This window comes from Carnobacterium sp., assembly GCF_040274945.1.
Classification (GTDB): domain Bacteria; phylum Bacillota; class Bacilli; order Lactobacillales; family Carnobacteriaceae; genus Carnobacterium_B.
This window is the reverse complement of record NZ_JBEMAR010000012.1, coordinates 1-17,047: the sequence shown is the minus strand read 5'-3', so window position 1 is coordinate 17,047 and position 17,047 is coordinate 1. Positions and strand designations below refer to the sequence as shown.

16 protein-coding genes and 1 riboswitch are annotated in these 17,047 nt (G+C 35.1%); of the genes, 15 read left to right on the top strand and 1 reads right to left on the bottom strand.

Annotated elements, in window-relative coordinates:
* Positions 1 to 123: 123 nt before the first annotated feature.
* From pyrG to ABS916_RS11860, 14 genes are all read left to right on the top strand, one after another.
* Positions 124 to 1,722 carry a CTP synthase gene (gene pyrG / locus ABS916_RS11925; protein ID WP_350452111.1) on the top strand — a complete coding sequence of 533 codons (1,599 nt, stop codon included), beginning with the start codon at positions 124 to 126 and terminating at the stop codon, positions 1,720 to 1,722.
* A 133-nt stretch (positions 1,723 to 1,855) separates the two neighbouring features.
* Complete coding sequence (gene fba, locus ABS916_RS11920) at positions 1,856 to 2,713, top strand: class II fructose-1,6-bisphosphate aldolase (protein WP_350452110.1); 858 nt, start codon at positions 1,856 to 1,858, stop codon at positions 2,711 to 2,713.
* A gap of 263 nt (positions 2,714 to 2,976) precedes the next feature.
* Positions 2,977 to 4,245, top strand: coding sequence for a UDP-N-acetylglucosamine 1-carboxyvinyltransferase (gene murA, locus ABS916_RS11915; RefSeq protein WP_350452109.1), 1,269 nt, complete (start codon positions 2,977 to 2,979; stop codon positions 4,243 to 4,245).
* Positions 4,246 to 4,257: 12 nt separating this feature from the next.
* Positions 4,258 to 5,553, top strand: a complete 1,296-nt coding sequence (gene rho / locus ABS916_RS11910) for a transcription termination factor Rho (protein ID WP_350452108.1) — start codon at positions 4,258 to 4,260, stop codon at positions 5,551 to 5,553.
* A gap of 142 nt (positions 5,554 to 5,695) precedes the next feature.
* Entirely contained in the window at positions 5,696 to 5,968 is a 273-nt protein-coding gene (locus ABS916_RS11905; protein WP_350452107.1) for a type B 50S ribosomal protein L31, read from the top strand.
* Positions 5,969 to 6,439: 471 nt separating this feature from the next.
* Entirely contained in the window at positions 6,440 to 7,207 is a 768-nt protein-coding gene (locus ABS916_RS11900) for a hypothetical protein (protein ID WP_350452106.1), read from the top strand.
* A gap of 240 nt (positions 7,208 to 7,447) precedes the next feature.
* A complete protein-coding gene (locus tag ABS916_RS11895; RefSeq protein ID WP_350452105.1) occupies positions 7,448 to 8,545 on the top strand; it encodes a D-alanine--D-alanine ligase in 1,098 nt (365 codons plus the stop codon).
* Positions 8,546 to 8,650: 105 nt separating this feature from the next.
* On the top strand, positions 8,651 to 10,039 hold the full coding sequence (locus ABS916_RS11890; RefSeq protein WP_350452104.1) for a UDP-N-acetylmuramoyl-tripeptide--D-alanyl-D-alanine ligase: 1,389 nt from the start codon (positions 8,651 to 8,653) through the stop codon (positions 10,037 to 10,039).
* A gap of 85 nt (positions 10,040 to 10,124) precedes the next feature.
* Positions 10,125 to 10,835 carry a Bax inhibitor-1/YccA family protein gene (locus tag ABS916_RS11885; RefSeq protein WP_350452103.1) on the top strand — a complete coding sequence of 237 codons (711 nt, stop codon included), beginning with the start codon at positions 10,125 to 10,127 and terminating at the stop codon, positions 10,833 to 10,835.
* A gap of 487 nt (positions 10,836 to 11,322) precedes the next feature.
* The gene (cshA, locus tag ABS916_RS11880) at positions 11,323 to 12,903 is read left to right on the top strand and encodes a degradosome RNA helicase CshA (RefSeq protein ID WP_350452102.1); all 1,581 of its coding nucleotides are present in this window, start codon (positions 11,323 to 11,325) and stop codon (positions 12,901 to 12,903) included.
* Between the two features lie 208 nt (positions 12,904 to 13,111).
* On the top strand, positions 13,112 to 13,462 hold the full coding sequence (gene acpS, locus ABS916_RS11875; protein ID WP_350452101.1) for a holo-ACP synthase: 351 nt from the start codon (positions 13,112 to 13,114) through the stop codon (positions 13,460 to 13,462).
* Between the two features lie 275 nt (positions 13,463 to 13,737).
* Positions 13,738 to 13,986 (top strand): hypothetical protein, encoded by a 249-nt coding sequence (locus ABS916_RS11870; RefSeq protein WP_350452100.1) that lies wholly within the window; start codon positions 13,738 to 13,740, stop codon positions 13,984 to 13,986.
* Positions 13,987 to 14,013: 27 nt separating this feature from the next.
* Positions 14,014 to 14,364 (top strand): type II toxin-antitoxin system PemK/MazF family toxin, encoded by a 351-nt coding sequence (locus ABS916_RS11865; protein WP_035021324.1) that lies wholly within the window; start codon positions 14,014 to 14,016, stop codon positions 14,362 to 14,364.
* A gap of 110 nt (positions 14,365 to 14,474) precedes the next feature.
* Positions 14,475 to 14,520, top strand: a riboswitch (PreQ1 riboswitch).
* 9 nt (positions 14,521 to 14,529) lie between these two features.
* A complete protein-coding gene (locus tag ABS916_RS11860) occupies positions 14,530 to 15,021 on the top strand; it encodes a QueT transporter family protein (RefSeq protein WP_350452099.1) in 492 nt (163 codons plus the stop codon).
* 48 nt (positions 15,022 to 15,069) lie between these two features.
* Here ABS916_RS11860 and cbpA read toward each other — a convergent pair whose 3' ends face one another.
* Positions 15,070 to 15,711 carry a cyclic di-AMP binding protein CbpA gene (gene cbpA, locus ABS916_RS11855; protein ID WP_013709987.1) on the bottom strand — a complete coding sequence of 214 codons (642 nt, stop codon included), beginning with the start codon at positions 15,709 to 15,711 and terminating at the stop codon, positions 15,070 to 15,072.
* A 230-nt stretch (positions 15,712 to 15,941) separates the two neighbouring features.
* Between cbpA and ABS916_RS11850 the strand changes: the two genes are divergently transcribed.
* On the top strand, positions 15,942 to 16,646 hold the full coding sequence (locus tag ABS916_RS11850; protein ID WP_350452098.1) for an O-methyltransferase: 705 nt from the start codon (positions 15,942 to 15,944) through the stop codon (positions 16,644 to 16,646).
* Positions 16,647 to 17,047 lie beyond the last annotated feature (401 nt).

The following is a 17,047-nucleotide window of genomic DNA, read 5'->3' as shown; positions in this document are numbered from 1 at the left end:
ATCAAAAAAGCTCCCTATTCTACTATGAATAGGGAGCTTTGTTTTTTTTATTATCCAAATGAGAAACAATAAAGGGAATGATTGTTTCTTTACCCTAATTAAGATTAGAAGGAGTCGGTAAAAATGACGAAGTATATTTTTGTGACAGGCGGAGTAGTTTCTTCCATAGGTAAAGGAATCGCAGCAGCTTCTCTTGGAAGATTATTGAAAAATAGAGGATTAAAAGTAACGATCCAAAAATTTGATCCGTATATCAATGTTGATCCGGGAACAATGAGTCCTTACCAGCATGGCGAAGTTTTCGTAACAGATGATGGAGCTGAAACCGACTTAGATTTAGGTCACTATGAACGCTTTATCGACATCAATCTAAATCAATATTCTAATGTAACAACAGGGAAAATTTACTCAGAAGTTATACGCAAAGAGCGTAAGGGAGAGTATTTGGGAGCAACAGTACAAGTAATACCGCACATTACCAATGAAATCAAAGAAAAAATTATGCGTGCAGGACAAACAACGGATTCTGATATCGTTATAACAGAAGTTGGCGGTACAGTAGGTGATATCGAGTCACTACCCTTTCTAGAAGCGTTACGCCAAATGAAAAGCGATGTTGGTTCTGACAATGTGATGTACATCCATACAACCCTAATTCCTTACCTTGGTGCAGCAGGTGAAATGAAAACAAAACCCACCCAACATAGTGTAAAGGAATTACGCGGGCTAGGAATTCAACCCAATCTTTTAGTTATCCGGACAGAAAAACCTGCTCCGCAAAGCTTGAAAGATAAATTGGCTTCATTTTGTGATGTTGACCCTGAAGCCGTTATTGAATCGCGCGATGTAGATACGCTCTATTCCATTCCATTAAATTTACAAAAACAAAATATGGATCAAATCGTCTGTGATCATCTAAAAATCGATGCACCGCCTGCAGATATGTCAGAGTGGATTGCATTAGAACAAAAAGTATTGCACTTATCTAAGAAAACAAAAATTGCATTAGTTGGAAAATATGTTGAATTACCGGATGCTTATTTATCGGTTATTGAATCGTTAAACCATGCAGGATATGCTGTTGATTCTGAAATTGAAGTCGATTGGATCAATGCAGATGAAATGACAGCTGAGAATGTTGAAAGCAAGTTGAAAGATGCAGATGGCATTCTAGTTCCAGGAGGTTTTGGAGATCGTGGCTTAGAAGGTAAAATTTTAGCCATTCAATACGCACGTGAAAATAAGGTTCCGTTCTTAGGGATTTGCCTAGGCATGCAATTAGCTTGTGTAGAATTTGCACGTAACGTTGCCGGGCTAGAAGGAGCACATTCTGCAGAAACAGACCCGGAAACACCACATAATATCATTGATCTAATGTTAGATCAAAAAGAGGTGGTGAATATGGGAGGAACACTACGTCTTGGTTTATACCCATGTAAACTAAAACCAGGTTCTGTAACAGCAAAAGCATATGATAATGATGAAGTTGTTCAAGAACGTCACCGTCATCGTTATGAGTTTAACAATAAATACCGTACTCAATTAGAAGAAAAAGGGTTAGTGTTTTCAGGAGTTTCGCCAGACAATCGTTTAGTTGAAATAGTGGAATTATCGGACCACCCATTTTATGTGGCTTGCCAATTTCACCCAGAATTTATATCTCGTCCAAATCGCCCGCAAAAATTATTTTTAGGTTTTGTAACTGCAACATTGAATAAATAATTATGAAAAGGTCATGAAAACTAGATAAGTATTATAATATTTATGGATATTTCAGCGTGTGTTTGGTATAATAACAACGTTGACTAAGAGCATCTTAGTAAATAAAAAGATTTCCTTAAGGAGGAAAAGATATATGAGTCGTTTAGTTAGTATGACAGATATGTTAAATAAAGCATTAGAGGGTAAATACGCTGTAGGTCAATTCAACATCAACAACCTTGAATGGACACAAGCTGTATTGGAAGCTGCAGAAGCAGAAAAATCACCAGTTATTTTAGGTGTTTCTGAAGGAGCAGGTAAATACATGGGTGGCGTTAAAGTTGTATCAGCAATGGTTGAAGCTTTGATGGAAACAATGAATATTACAGTCCCAGTTGCATTACACTTAGACCATGGTTCTTCTTTTGAAAATTGTAAATCTGCAATAGATGCTGGTTTTTCTTCTGTAATGATCGATAACTCTGCATTTGCAATTGATAAAAATATTGAAGAAACTAAAAAAGTTGTAGAATACGCTCATTCAAAAGGTGCATCAGTAGAAGCAGAAGTTGGAACTGTTGGTGGTACTGAAGATGGCGTTACTGGTGGAGTAAACTATGCAGACGCAGAAGAATGTCTACGTATGGTAACTGACGCTAAAATCGATGCTTTAGCTGCAGCTTTAGGATCAGTACATGGTGACTATGAAGGCGAACCTGTTCTAGGTTTTGACGAAATGAAAATCATCTCTGATTTAACTAAAACTCCTTTAGTATTACATGGAGGATCTGGAATTCCAGAATTCCAAATTAAAAAAGCTATTGAAAATGGACACTCTAAAATCAATGTAAATACTGAATTACAACAAGTTTGGACAAAAGCTGTACGTGAAAAATTAAGCACTGACGACAAAGTTTACGATCCACGTAAAGTTATCGCTCCTGGTAAAGATGCAATCGTTGCAACAGTTAAAACTACAATGCAAAGATTTGGATCTTCTAACCAAGCTTAATTAACCAAACAAAAAAACCTTGCCTAAATGGCAAGGTTTTTTGTTTGGTTAAAGATATAGTAATTGTAAGTTGTTTTCAGGTATAGTAAGATTAAATCAGCTTATTTTACATAAAAAGAGGTAAAGTTATTGACGCTCTTTGTGAAATGAAATCATATGAGTAAAACAAAAAATAAACACTCAAACTAAATAGATAAAACTGTATAGGAATTTATAAAGTTTCTAAGATATAATGAGATTTTAGAAGATAATGGAGGTATAACATGAAGAAATTAGTCATTAATGGTGGAAAGAAATTATCCGGCGAAGTAACCATCAACGGGGCAAAAAATAGTACGGTTGCTTTGATACCAGCAGCAATACTGGCAGATTCACCTGTTATTTTAGAGGGTGTACCAGATATTCAAGATGTCCATTCATTAATTGATATTCTGAATGTGATGAAGGTAGAAACGACTTTTGATGGCTCAACGCTTACGATTGATCCTACAAATATCGTTTCTATTCCTATGCCGAATGGAAAAATCAAAAGTTTGCGAGCATCGTATTACTTTATGGGAGCGCTACTCACTAAATTCGGCAAAGGTGTTGTTGGATTACCTGGCGGATGTTTTTTAGGACCTCGTCCGATAGATCAGCATTTAAAAGGATTTCGTGCTTTAGGGGCTAGTGTAGAGAATGAGATGGGCGCTATGTATCTAAGAACCGATGAAACAGGATTAGTGGGTACAAGAATGTATCTAGATGTTGTATCAATCGGTGCGACCATCAATATTATGCTTGCTGCAGTAAAAGCAAAAGGAAAAACGATCATTGAAAATGCCGCGCGTGAACCTGAAATCATTGATGTTGCAACACTCTTAAATAATATGGGTGCTAAAGTAAGAGGCGCAGGTACCGATATTATTCGTATAGATGGCGTTGATGAATTACATGGATGTCGCCATACGATTATACCGGACCGAATCGAAGCGGGTACGTATCTTGCGTTGGCAGGAGCTGTGGGGACAGATATCACAATTAAAAACGTTATCGTAGAACATTTGGAAGGTCTATTGGCTAAAATGGAAGAAATGGGTGTCCCAATGGAAATTGGAGAAGACAGCATTCGGATAAAAGAAGCCAAGAATTTAAAAGCTGTAAATGTTAAAACACTTCCATATCCTGGATTTGCAACGGATTTACAACAACCTTTGACACCACTTTTATTAAAAGCGACTGGTACTTCTTTAATCACGGATACAATTTATCCTAAACGAGTTAAGCACATACCAGAGTTGATCCGTATGGGAGCACAAGCTCGGGTTGAAAGTGACATGATTTTAATTGAAGGCCCGAATCAATTGCAAGGTGTAGAAGTAGAAGCGAGTGATTTAAGAGCTGGAGCATGTCTTATAACAGCCGGGTTAATGGCACAAGGGACCACAACCATTACTGGTGTTGAAAATATTTTACGTGGATATGATCAAATCGTAGAAAAATTAACGGCTTTAGGTGCAGATGTTCAAATGATTAAAGATGACAACAAATAGGAGTTAACTAATATGAGTGGTTTAGTAACGTTAGTCGAGTTAGAAGGAAAAACATTAAAAGAAATTTACAATTATGCAAAAGAACTTAAAATTCCTTATTATAGCCAAATGAATAAAAAGGAATTAGCGTTAGCGGTTATACGTGCACAAGAAGAAAAACAAGGATTTTTTATTGTTGAAGGTGTATTGGATATTATGGCACAGCAGGATTTTGGTTTTTTGCGTCCCATCAACTACACACCAAGTAAAGAAGATATTTACATTTCTTCTTCTCAAATTAAACGCTTTGGGTTGAGAAATGGGGATAAGGTGTCAGGTAAAGCTAGACCTCCAAAACCATCAGAGCGTTATTATGGTTTGATGCAAGTGAATTTTGTGAATGGAAAAAATCCAGAAGATGCAAAAGAACGTCCTCATTTTCCAGCATTAACGCCTCTTTATCCTGAAAAACAAATTTCTCTTGAAACAACGCAAACGAAAATTTCAAATCGAATGATCGATATTTTGGCTCCTGTAGGTTTTGGCCAGCGTGGATTGATCGTAGCTCCTCCAAAAGCCGGTAAGACAATTTTGTTAAAAGAAATTGCAAATGGTATTGCTGAAAATTATCCTGAGGCTGAATTGATTATTTTGTTGATCGATGAACGTCCAGAAGAAGTGACGGATATCGAAAGAAGCGTTAAAGGTGAAGTTGTTTCTTCAACATTTGACCAACAGCCACAGAACCATGTGCGAGTAACGGAATTAGTTCTAGAAAGAGCGATGCGATTAGTAGAAGATAAACGGGACGTCATTATCCTAATGGACAGTATCACCCGATTAGCTCGTGCCTATAACTTAGTCCTCCCTCCAAGCGGAAGGACATTAAGCGGAGGTCTTGATCCAGCAGCGTTGTATCGACCTAAGCGATTCTTTGGAGCAGCGAGAAATATTGAAGAAGGTGGAAGCTTAACTATTTTAGCAACTGCATTGATTGATACTGGAAGTCGAATGGATGACATGATATATGAAGAATTTAAAGGTACCGGAAATTCTGAGTTGCATTTATCAAGAGAACTCTCTGAACGACGCATTTTCCCGGCAATTGATATCAAAAAATCAAGTACTAGAAAAGAAGAACTCTTATTGGAAAGCGATAAGCTAGAAGTGATTTGGAAGTTGCGTCACGCAATGATCGGAGATGCGTTAGATGTAACAGATCAGTTTATAAAAAAATTGCAAAAATCAGAAAATAATCAACACTTTTTCGCTAATTTTACAGATAATACTATTACTCAAACGAAAAAAACAAGAAATTCTCATCGTTAAAAAATTAATTAATTGCATGTAATATTACCAATAAAAAGAATTGCTTTGCTAATAGAAATATGCTATTATGCTAATGTTGTCTAAAGACAAAAAATCAACTCTGATTCAGCAGATGTATCAGGGCATAAGGAGAGATTTATATATGAAACAAGCTATTCATCCAGATTACAGACAAGTTGTGTTTATGGATACTACAACAGGTTATAAATTCTTATCAGGTTCTACTAAAAATTCAAGCGAAACAGTTGAATGGGAAGACGGTTCTACTTACCCAATGATTCGTGTTGAAATTTCATCTGACTCACACCCATTCTACACAGGACGTCAAAAATTTACACAAGCAGACGGACGTGTGGACCGTTTCAACAAAAAATACGGTATTGCAGACGCAAACAAAAAAGAAGAAGAAGCATAATAGCTATCTACTTTTTAAAAGAGACCAGACAACTGTCTGGTCTCTTTTTTTCTATTTAAAGTTTATTTAATATACTATTGGTAAATGAAAGAATAAGCGTGCCTACCCTTATTTAAGGATCCTTTAATTTGCGCTAACAGATTACGTGCTTTTCAACAGCTATTTTGGTACGATAATAAAAAGAAAGACAGTCAAAATTAGTTTTACTCTAATTGGAAGTTGCCTATATTCAAAAGCCGATGAAACTAGTTAGATGCCTATAAGCAAGTTCAATGACAATTGAAAATCTAACAGGCTATTTAAGATCACTTGTTTTGAAACTAATTTTTCATAACGTCCTAATTGTCACAACATTGTCTTAATAAAGCGGATACAGCAGTTAATTGTCATCAGATTATTACCTAATTGATACAGATAAATTGCTGTTTAGATAGTACAATGTAAGGATAAAAAATAAAGGGAGAATGTGTCGTGCCTTCAGAATTCACTTATATTCATTTAGATACTATTACAAATGCTGTTTGGAGTAAGGGTATCACGATGAATGAATACAAAGATGTTGTTAAGAAACCGCCAAAAAATATTTTGCTGCTGAATGCCCCTCAAGGCGTAGGTGAATATGACTCTCACACTGGATTTCGTATGATTCGGGGAATAGCTAAAATCCAAGAATACTTCGATAAAAGTCAATATATAAGTGACATTCCTTCTAAATGGATAGATTTTGATAGTGTTGAATTAATGAGGCAATTAACACCAATTGAAATTGCTGAATTGCTGTATATTGCTCACGCCCATACACATTTACATTCGCCTTTTTATTACAAGTTGCAAAATAATTTTATTCATTTAACCTTACCAAAAGGGATGACTAAGGTTTACCATAGACATTTAGAACAATTTTATAGTCTTTTGTCTGTCAATATCACAAATAATTTAGAAAAAAAAATAAATGATAAGAGAAACTTATTTATCTTTAAAAAAACTAAAAAGATTACTCGTATACCAGTTTCTGAGATAAAAAATTTGTTGCCTATACTCAGAGAAGGCGTCGTTTTTTCATATAAACAGATAAGCCTAATTCAAGAAGTGTATGAAATTCCAATCTACCTAGCCGAAGATCGGTTGAAGTTTGAAGGTAGAAATTTCACTAACAAAGATTTGTTGGGAAGTATCTGCTTTAATGAGATAAATCAAAAATGGTTCTTTAAAGAAGAAGCAATTGTACAACCGTCGTAAAGGAAAGTCTTACTAGTTAACTGGAGTCGCTCGCAGGTTATGTGCTTTTTAACCTATCGGGCGTTTAGGTAGCTTGAAAGGCTTTTTTTTTGAGCGCTGAAAAGTGAATTAGATTTAGATTAATTCTGAATAATTGTTTCTAAAGAGGCGTGCTATTTTTCTATAAAAAAATATGGTACAATAATTTTTGAATTATAAGACTAAGATAAAGATACCTAAGTAAATTCGGAGGATAACTAAATGAAAATCTTTCTAGTATATGGTGGAAAAAGCGCAGAGCACGATATTTCAATTTTGACTGCCTTTTCTATTATTAAAGAAGTATATTATGATTATTATGAAGTAGAACCTATCTATATTACAAAAAGTGGTCAATGGGTTAAAGGTGCAATCGTTAAGCAAGCCAATGAGGTTAAGGATTCAGATGCGTTAAAATTAACCATTTCGGATAGCAGCAAATTTGCAATTGATGAAAATCAAGACTCAGAAGGTATTCTTATTCAACCGTCTGATTTAAAAGAAGAAAATGCTGTGATTTTCCCAGTATTGCATGGACCTAATGGAGAAGATGGAACCGTTCAAGGGCTGTTTGAAGTTATTGGAATGCCTTATGTTGGGGCTGGTGTTCTAGCTAGTGCTTGTGGAATGGATAAAATCATTAGTAAGCAACTCTTTCAACAAGCAGGATTGCCGCAAGTTCCCTATGTGCCTGTAAGAAAAGCTGAATGGTTAAATGATAAAGAGAGTGTTTTCAAACAATGTGAAGGAACATTGTTTTACCCGATGTATATAAAACCGGCAAATCTCGGATCTAGTGTAGGAATTAGTAAAGCAGAAAACAGAGACGAATTAGTTGAAGCAATTGAATTAGCTTTGCGTTATGATCGAAGAGTTGTTGTTGAGCAAGGCATTGAAGCTAGGGAAATTGAAGTCGCTATTTTAGGAAATGATGATATTCATATTTCAGTTCCAGGAGAATTAGTGAAAACTGTTGATTTTTACGACTATGAGTCAAAATACCTTAAAAATGAGGTTGTATTGCAAATTCCCGCTTTAGTTCCAGAGGACGTTAACGCACGTTTGAGAGATTATGCTGTGCGTGCTTTTCAAGCGCTTGATGGCAGTGGGTTAAGTCGATGTGATTTCTTTTTAACAAGCAACGATGAATTGTTTATTAATGAAGTCAATACAATGCCTGGTTTTACACAATTTAGTATGTACCCTACTTTATGGAAAAATACTGGATTGAATTATGGTGATTTAGTTGAAGAGTTGATTCAGCTAGCATTAAGAAGACATCAAGAACGTATGTCTTTTCAGAATGAAAACGATAAATAATAAAACGTGCTACTAGGAACAGAGGTTGGGCTATGTGCCTAGTCTCTGTTTCTTTCAGGAATCATGGGTGATAGACTGTTTTATTGAACTTGAAGGAGGATTATGATGATTTCTTTAACCGTGAAAGAAATTGCAATGGCAGTTGGAGCAATAAATGATACAAATCAATGGTCTGACCAAGAAATAACATCCGTTAATTTTGATACTCGAAAATTAGTTAAAGGGTCATTGTTTGTACCGTTATTGGGAAATAATGATGGACATAATTTTATTTTAAAAGCTGTTGAAAATGGGGCAGCCGTTTCTTTATGGAGCAAATCTTTAAAAGACTTACCGCTTGAATTGGAACAAGAGTTTCCTGTCATCCAAGTAAACGATACCTTGAAAGCGTTGCAAGATCTAGCTAAATTCTATTTAACTAAAGTTGATCCAAAAGTTGTTGGTATCACTGGAAGTAATGGAAAAACAACTACGAAAGATATGGCAGACGCTGTTTTATCTAGTCAATACCGTGTGCATAAAACACAAGGAAACTTTAACAACCACATTGGACTTCCGATAACGATTCTTGAAATGCCGATTGAGACTGAAGTTGTTATTTTAGAAATGGGTATGAGTCGTGCTGGAGAAATCAAAGTGTTATCAGATTTAGCTAAGCCGGATGTCGCTATTATAACGATGATCGGAGAATCTCATATTGAATTTTTTGGTTCAAGAGCTGGGATCGCGGATGCAAAAATGGAAATTTGTTCAGGCTTAAAAGAAAATGGTGTGCTGATTTATCCTGGGGAAGAGCCATTACTACAAGAAAGAGTAACAGCTTTAAAAGGATCGCAATTGAAGACCTTTGGAACAGCTCCTGAAAATGATTTGTATCCACTAAATATAGATGCTCAAATGGACAAAACGAGTTTTGCGACCAATGAAAGACCTGATTTAGTGGTAAGTTTACCTGTTTTAGGAACATATAATGTGAACAATGCGTTAGCTGCTTTAATGGCAGGAATGACTTTAGGGATCTCAATTGAGAAATCTGCTCCAAAACTAGCCCAATTTCAATTAACTAAAAACAGAACAGAATGGCTAAAAGGGATAAATGATAGCAGTATTTTAAATGATGCTTATAATGCGAACCCTACTGCTATGAAAGCTGTCTTGGATAATTTTAGTACATTTACAAATACAGGTAAAAAAATAGTTGTTTTAGGAGACATGCTGGAGCTAGGAGAACAGTCATCAGAACTGCATCTAAGCGTTAAAGAGTCACTTGATCCAACTCAAATTGAAAAAGTTATTCTTTATGGCGAACAAATGACTGTATTGTACGAAGCATTAAAAGGAACTTTCGATGATGAAAATCTTTTTCATTTTATTGGAGCTAAAGAACCACTGATTAAATTTGTAGAAAAACAAATTGATCCTGGAGATTATGTTCTTCTAAAATCAAGTTTGGGAACGGATTTGCTTTCAGTTGTAAGATCACTTCAAGTGTAAGCTAAAAATATGTCTAAAGACTGAGTGATTAATTTAGAAAATTTGTTATACTGTTACTATAGAATAAGTTAAGGGGATGGATAGTATGAATACACCAAGAAAAGAAGTATCCAATCAAACGATTAATACTGCTGGCTTATCTAAGTTTTTTGCGTCGATCTATAGTTATATGGCAGTAGGACTGACTATCACAGGAATCACAGCTTTTTATGCATCTCAGAGTCCGTTTATTTTAAATTTAGTTTTTGGAACGCGTTTCGGATTTTTAGGTTTTTTTATTGCTGAGATTGCACTGGTAATGAAATTGTCTGCAAATGGAGCTAAACTAAAATCAGCAGGTGCATCGATTGTCGGTTTTATTGCGTTTGCGCTTATTAATGGAATCACACTTTCTTCTATTTTTCTGATGTATGATTTAGGCAGTATTGGTGCAGCATTCATTTCTACAGCAGCATCATTTGCAGGTATGAGCATAGTAGGTTTTACAACTAAAAAAGATTTGACATCTTTAGGTGGACAATTAAGAGGGGCCTTAATCGGTTTGATCATAGCTATGTTAGTAAATGGTTTCTTCCTTCAAAGTGGACCGGCCGATATGGTTCTGTCTTTTATCACAGTAGTGATTTTTATTGGTTTTACAGCATATGATACTCAAAAATTAAAAGAACTTTATGTGCACTACTCAGGAGAACAAAATTTAGGTGCACTAGCCATCAGTGGAGCATTAAGTTTATACCTAGATTTTATTAATATTTTTCTTGGCTTGTTGCGTATCTTTGGTGGCGGAAGAGATTAATCGATTTTAACAATCGGAATAGAAGTGAATATCCTGATAAAACTAAAAGCAACGTGTGCAAACACAGCTTTTAGTTTTTTTTTAAAGGGATTATGTCAGTTAGATTAGCGAGGAAGATTGAAAACGTAAACTAAAATAGGTGAATTCACAGATTGAAAAGAAATTTAAAAAAGGAAACGTGTTCATTGAAACAAAAGGCCAAATCAATTGATAAACTAAAATATACATGATAGAATGAATTAGATTGAAGAATATTCTTTAATAAAAAAATGAAACCATCGAGGGTTTTGTGAAACTAGATAAGCAGATAAACTTGGAAAATAGTTCAAGTTTTTTATATGAAATGAGAAACTTGGTGTACATTCAACCGAACGAACATCGAGTTTTTATATGGAGTTACAGCAGCAGGTGCATTGATTAAACTAATGAAGGTGCCTGTATTTCGCAAAAATCTCTCTTTAAGGTTTTAAAATTGGGAGGAAATATATTGAAATTTACAGAATTAGGTTTAGCACCTGAGTTATTAAAATCGGTAGAACGTTTAGGATTTGAGGAAGCAACTCCAATCCAAGCACAAACTATTCCATTGGCACTTGAAGGAAAAGACGTTATTGGGCAAGCACAAACAGGAACTGGTAAAACAGCTGCGTTTGGTTTACCGATGTTACAAAAAATTGATGTAAATAACCGTAATGTACAAGGATTAGTTATTGCACCTACTCGTGAATTAGCTATCCAAACACAAGAAGAATTATTCCGTTTGAGTCGCGATAAAAAAATTCGTGTTCAAGTTGTTTATGGTGGAGCTGACATCAGTCGCCAAATTCGTGCTTTAAAAGATGCACCACACATTGTTGTTGGTACGCCGGGTCGTTTATTAGATCATATCAAACGTAAAACATTGAAATTAGGACATGTTGAAACCTTAGTGTTGGATGAAGCGGATGAAATGTTAAACATGGGATTCATTGATGACATTGAAACAATTATTCATGAAGTTCCAGCTGAACGTCAAACTTTATTATTCTCTGCTACAATGCCGCCTGCTATCAAACGCATTGGTGTACGTTTCATGAGTAATCCTGAACACGTTCAAATCAAAGCAACAACAATGTCTGATAGTTTGATTGAACAATTTTTCGTACGTTGTAAAGACTTCGAAAAATTCGATATCATGACTCGTTTATTTGATGTTCAAACACCAGAATTAACAATCATTTTTGGTCGTACAAAACGTCGCGTAGATGAATTAGCTCGTGGATTAGAAGCTCGCGGATACCGTGCAGAAGGAATCCATGGAGACCTTTCTCAACAAAAACGTATGAGTGTTTTGAAATCTTTTAAAACAGGTAAATTAGATGTTTTAGTAGCAACCGACGTAGCTGCTCGTGGATTAGATATCTCTGGCGTTACACACGTATACAACTATGATATTCCTCAAGACCCAGAAAGTTACGTTCACCGTATTGGACGTACTGGTCGTGCAGGAAAAGAGGGTGTTTCTGTAACATTTATTACACCTAATGAAATGGGATACTTGCGTGTTATTGAAGATTTAACTAAAAAAACAATGACTCCATTGCGTCCACCAACAAATGCTGAAGCTTTTGAAGGTCAAATTAAAGCATCAATTGATGAAGTAGGTTCTATCATTGACGCTAATGGTTTAGATCGTTACGAAAAAGCTGCTGCACAATTATTGGAAACTTATACAGCTGAAGATCTTGCTGCTGCATTCCTTAAGAGTGTGACAAAAGACGCTGACGAAGTACCAGTTAAAATTACTCCAGAACGTCCATTACCTGGCCGTAAAGGCGGAAGTCATGGTGGCGGAAGCAACCGTGGTGGAAGTGCAAGTAAAGGCGGATACCGTGGTGGAAGCAGCCGTAGTGGCAAACCTTCTGAACGTCGTGGTGGCGGAAGCGGCACTGGCGGAAGCGGAAAATGGAATAAAGATTCAAGTCGTGGTGGAAGTGACAGCCGTCGTAAAGACAGCCGTGGCAAATCTACTGATAACCGTCGTAAAGCTGGCGGAGAACGTAAATTTACTATTCGCGATAAAGATTAAAAGTGTAAGTGAAAAAGGTTGGGACATTGTCTCAACCTTTTTTGTATGTTTGAGTGGTAATTACAGATGAGCGAAAAAAACTAAAATGAAATTATTTTTCGTATTCTTTAGAAGTGACATAAGAACTAATATTTGATAAAATTAGTGTAATATTATAGAATTCAATTTACAGGACTAAAGAAGTAGCCTAGTTTAAATGAGGTGTAAAGTGATAATAGGGATTGGTTTGGATATAACAGAAATCGTTCGTATAGAAGAAGCTTATTTGAAAAGGGAAACTTTTTCTAAGCGAGTGCTGACCCCGGTAGAATGGAAAATATTTTCTGAGTTAGCAGGTACACGTAAAATTGAATTTCTAGCTGGTAGATATGCTGCAAAAGAGGCTTTCTCAAAAGCGATGGGAACTGGAATCGGAAAATTGGGTTTTCAAGATATTGAGATTTTACCCGATCGTTATGGGAAACCAATTGTTGGAAAATCTCCTTTTAGCGGACAAGTGTTTTTGTCTATTACGCATACGGATACTATTGCAGCAGCACAAGTGATTTTAGAACAATAGAAAGGGAGAATAATAAAGTAACTATACTTAAAGACTAAATCATACATACGATTTGTGTTGCGAAAACTAATTGGAATCATTCCAATTAGTAAACAGCAAAATAGCTTAGTTAATGCTTTGAAATACTTAAGTGTGAGATCAAATTTGTCTATAAAATGAAACTTGGTTTTAAACCGTATCTAGAGTTTCAATGCTTTTCAATTCATGTTACCATGTTCTTGAAGCGAATCCTTTTTATGGGGTATGAAAAGGTAATCTTTTAGGAGGTATGGGGCATGGATGAGAATGAAAACATAATGAAAGTTAATTTAGCACCTGGAATCTACAAAGAAGTTAAAGAGTATTGCATGATTGCAAATATTGACGAAAATGAATTTGTTAATTCGGTAGTGAATTATTTTTTAGATGAAAATTTAATAGTCTATGATACCATGCGTAAAGGATATGCAGAGATGTCTCGTATCAATCTTGATATTTGTGATGAATTTGAAGTTTGTGAAAAAGAGGTCGGTGCCCAATTCTAACCAGGTGTTATAAGGAGGAAAATACCTATGGTAAGACGGGGAGAGATTTATTATGCTGATTTATCGCCAGTTATAGGTTCGGAACAAGGTGGAATGCGGCCGGTTTTGATTATTCAAAATAATGTAGGCAACCATTACAGCCCAACCGTTATTATTGCAGCGATAACAGCGAAAATCCAAAAGGCTAAAATGCCTACCCATGTTGAAATCTCGGCAGAAGAGTATAATCTTGAAAAAAATTCTGTTGTCTTGTTAGAACAAATAAGAACAATTGACAAACAGCGTTTACGAGAAAAAGTAACTCAACTAGATTTTAAAATGATGAAAAAAATAGATGAAGCTCTTGAGATAAGTATTGGTTTGTCAAGACAAGTCTAATAAAAAATGTACCTAGCTTTTAGCATTCGTTCATTTGCGAATGCTTTTTTTATTTGTTTATTTAAACGAAATTGAATAAATTAAAGTAAAATGGTATGCTATAAAAGTTGTGAAACGTGGTTCGTTGACCATCCCACGAAAAAAAACTAGGAGGAAGTGGAAGGAATGAAAATAAGAAATTTGGTAATAAATGCTGTAGTCGCAGCTTTGTATGTGGCAATCACTTCGGCATTTGCTTTTATGTCTTTTGGAGCAATTCAATTTCGAGTAGCCGAAATGTTAAATCATTTAGCAGTATTTAATAAAAAGTATATTATAGGAATAGTTGGTGGAGTGTTTATCTCTAACCTTTTTTTCTCAACTATGGTTGTCTATGATATAGTATTTGGCGTTGCGCACACATTGCTGTCATTAATTATAATGAGTGGGATAACAAGAAGAATAACAAATAATTGGGTGAAGATGAGTGTTAATACGGTAGTGTTCACTATCGGTTCAGCCTTGATTGCGTGGGAATTGTATCTAGCGTTGCAATTGCCGTTCTGGTTTAGCTACTTAACGGTTGCGATTGGTGAATTTGTTGTTATGGGAATTGGTATGCCAATCATGATGTATATTGATAAAAAAATTCATTTTAGTAAACGGATAGAAGGATAGAAAAAAAGCTAAATGCATCAGCATTTAGCTTTTTTAGATAGTAAAAAATTAACCAACGTTTTTTAAATCTTCTACTTCAACTACACGAAATCCTTTTTTGCTTAGAGCGGCAGTTAATTCCTTCAGAGTATCTTTTGTCATGCCGGATTCTAAAGTGATCATTGTGCGGCGAACTAAATCATCTTGCTCAACATCTAGTGTAATACAACTTGAAATTGAACAAAAACGGCTAATAATTTTTGCCATATTTGCTAAATCGCCTTTTTGGCCAGTAGAAGCAATTGTTAAAACGTAACTACCTGTGTTCACATTCCAAGATTGTTGCAACATATTTAATAACGAACTATGAGTTAAAATACCATAAAATCGATTATCTTCGTCCAATACAGAAATGTATGGCAATTCTTTGATCGAGAAAAATACTTTGAAAAAAGAGGCGTCAATAGAAATGAACTTAGTAGCATTTTTTAATAAATGAGTTACTGGTAAGTTCATATCTCCACCATTAGCTTTGTGACGGTAAATATGCATTTTGTAGATATTTCCTCTGAATATTGTTCCAGTTTCATCTAGAATAGGTATACAGCGAAAGCCGGATTTTTCAAGAATATCAATTGCTTCTTGAAGGGTAACCGTTTCGCTTACAGTAGTAAGTTTATTTTTAGGAATACAAAGAGATTTTATAAGCATTTCGTATCCTCCTTTAAGGATTGGGATTGATTTATTTAATTTGATAATAACATATCGTGCTTAAGGTATCCAATGCTTTTGAAAACGGATGAAAATTTATTTAATGATAAAGCAGTTAAGCATTAACAACATTAACTTGTCTGAAAGTATTTGGCATTCTATAATAAATAGCAAATGGAAATTAGAATTAAAAAAACGACTGATAAAATTAGAAATGCGAGGGAAATGCAGTGAGAAATGAAATGATGTACAGACCAGTTGTGGATAAAGAAGTAGTGGAATTTCTTCGAAACGAACAAAAGCCACTTGAGGGAAGTCTTGGAGAGATTGAACGCCAAGCGAATAAAGAAGGTGTGCCGATCATACCGCATGAAACAGTGGTATTTTTGAACTTACTGCTAGGGCAGATAAAGCCAAAACAAATTTTAGAAATTGGAGCAGCTATCGGCTTCTCATCAAGTTTGATGGCACAACATGTTGGGGATGAAGGGCACGTTACAACAATTGATCGTTTTGACGTTATGATTAAAAAAGCAAGAAAAAATTATGAAGTATTGGGATTAACGGACAAAGTTACTCTGTTAGAAGGGCAAGCAGCTGATATTCTTTCTACGCTAGAAGGACCATATGATTTTATTTTTATGGATAGTGCGAAATCCAAGTATTATGATTTTTTTCCAGATTGTATGCGTTTGTTGAAAAAAGGTGGAATGTTGATTGTTGATGATGTTTTACAAGGTGGAACAATTCTTACTCCCAAAGAGGAAATACCTAAGAATAGAAGAACGATACACCGCAAATTAAATGCATTTTTAGATGTGGTTATGCATCATCCGTCATTAGAATCAAGTATCGTCCCGTTAGGCGATGGTTTGTTAATGGTAGTAAAACAAGATGACACTGATTTTTCTTATATGATAGAAGATAAGGTTTAAGTATAAATATAAAGCGCAATTCAGTAAAAATACCACGATGTATATTTTTACTGAATTGTTTGTAAAATTAACAAAAGAATTAGGTGTTTAGTATTGACGAAAAAGAAAAATCTTGGTATAGTAGAACACGTTGTTGCGATAGTGATAGCAAGAAAAGAGAATGAAAAGTAATTCTTGACAAATACAGTGCTAAAGTGGTATTATATTGTGGTCATCGAAATTACGATGTAGCGGTTACTTGGATAATTATACAGAATAAAAAATAATTATTTAAAAATCGTTGACAACTTATTTAGAGGGTGTTATACTTCAGTAGTTGTCAGATGAAGTGATTGATGAAGTGATTGACCTTTGAAAACTAAACAAAGTAAGACGAACCAAATGTGAGGGTGACTTAGCAG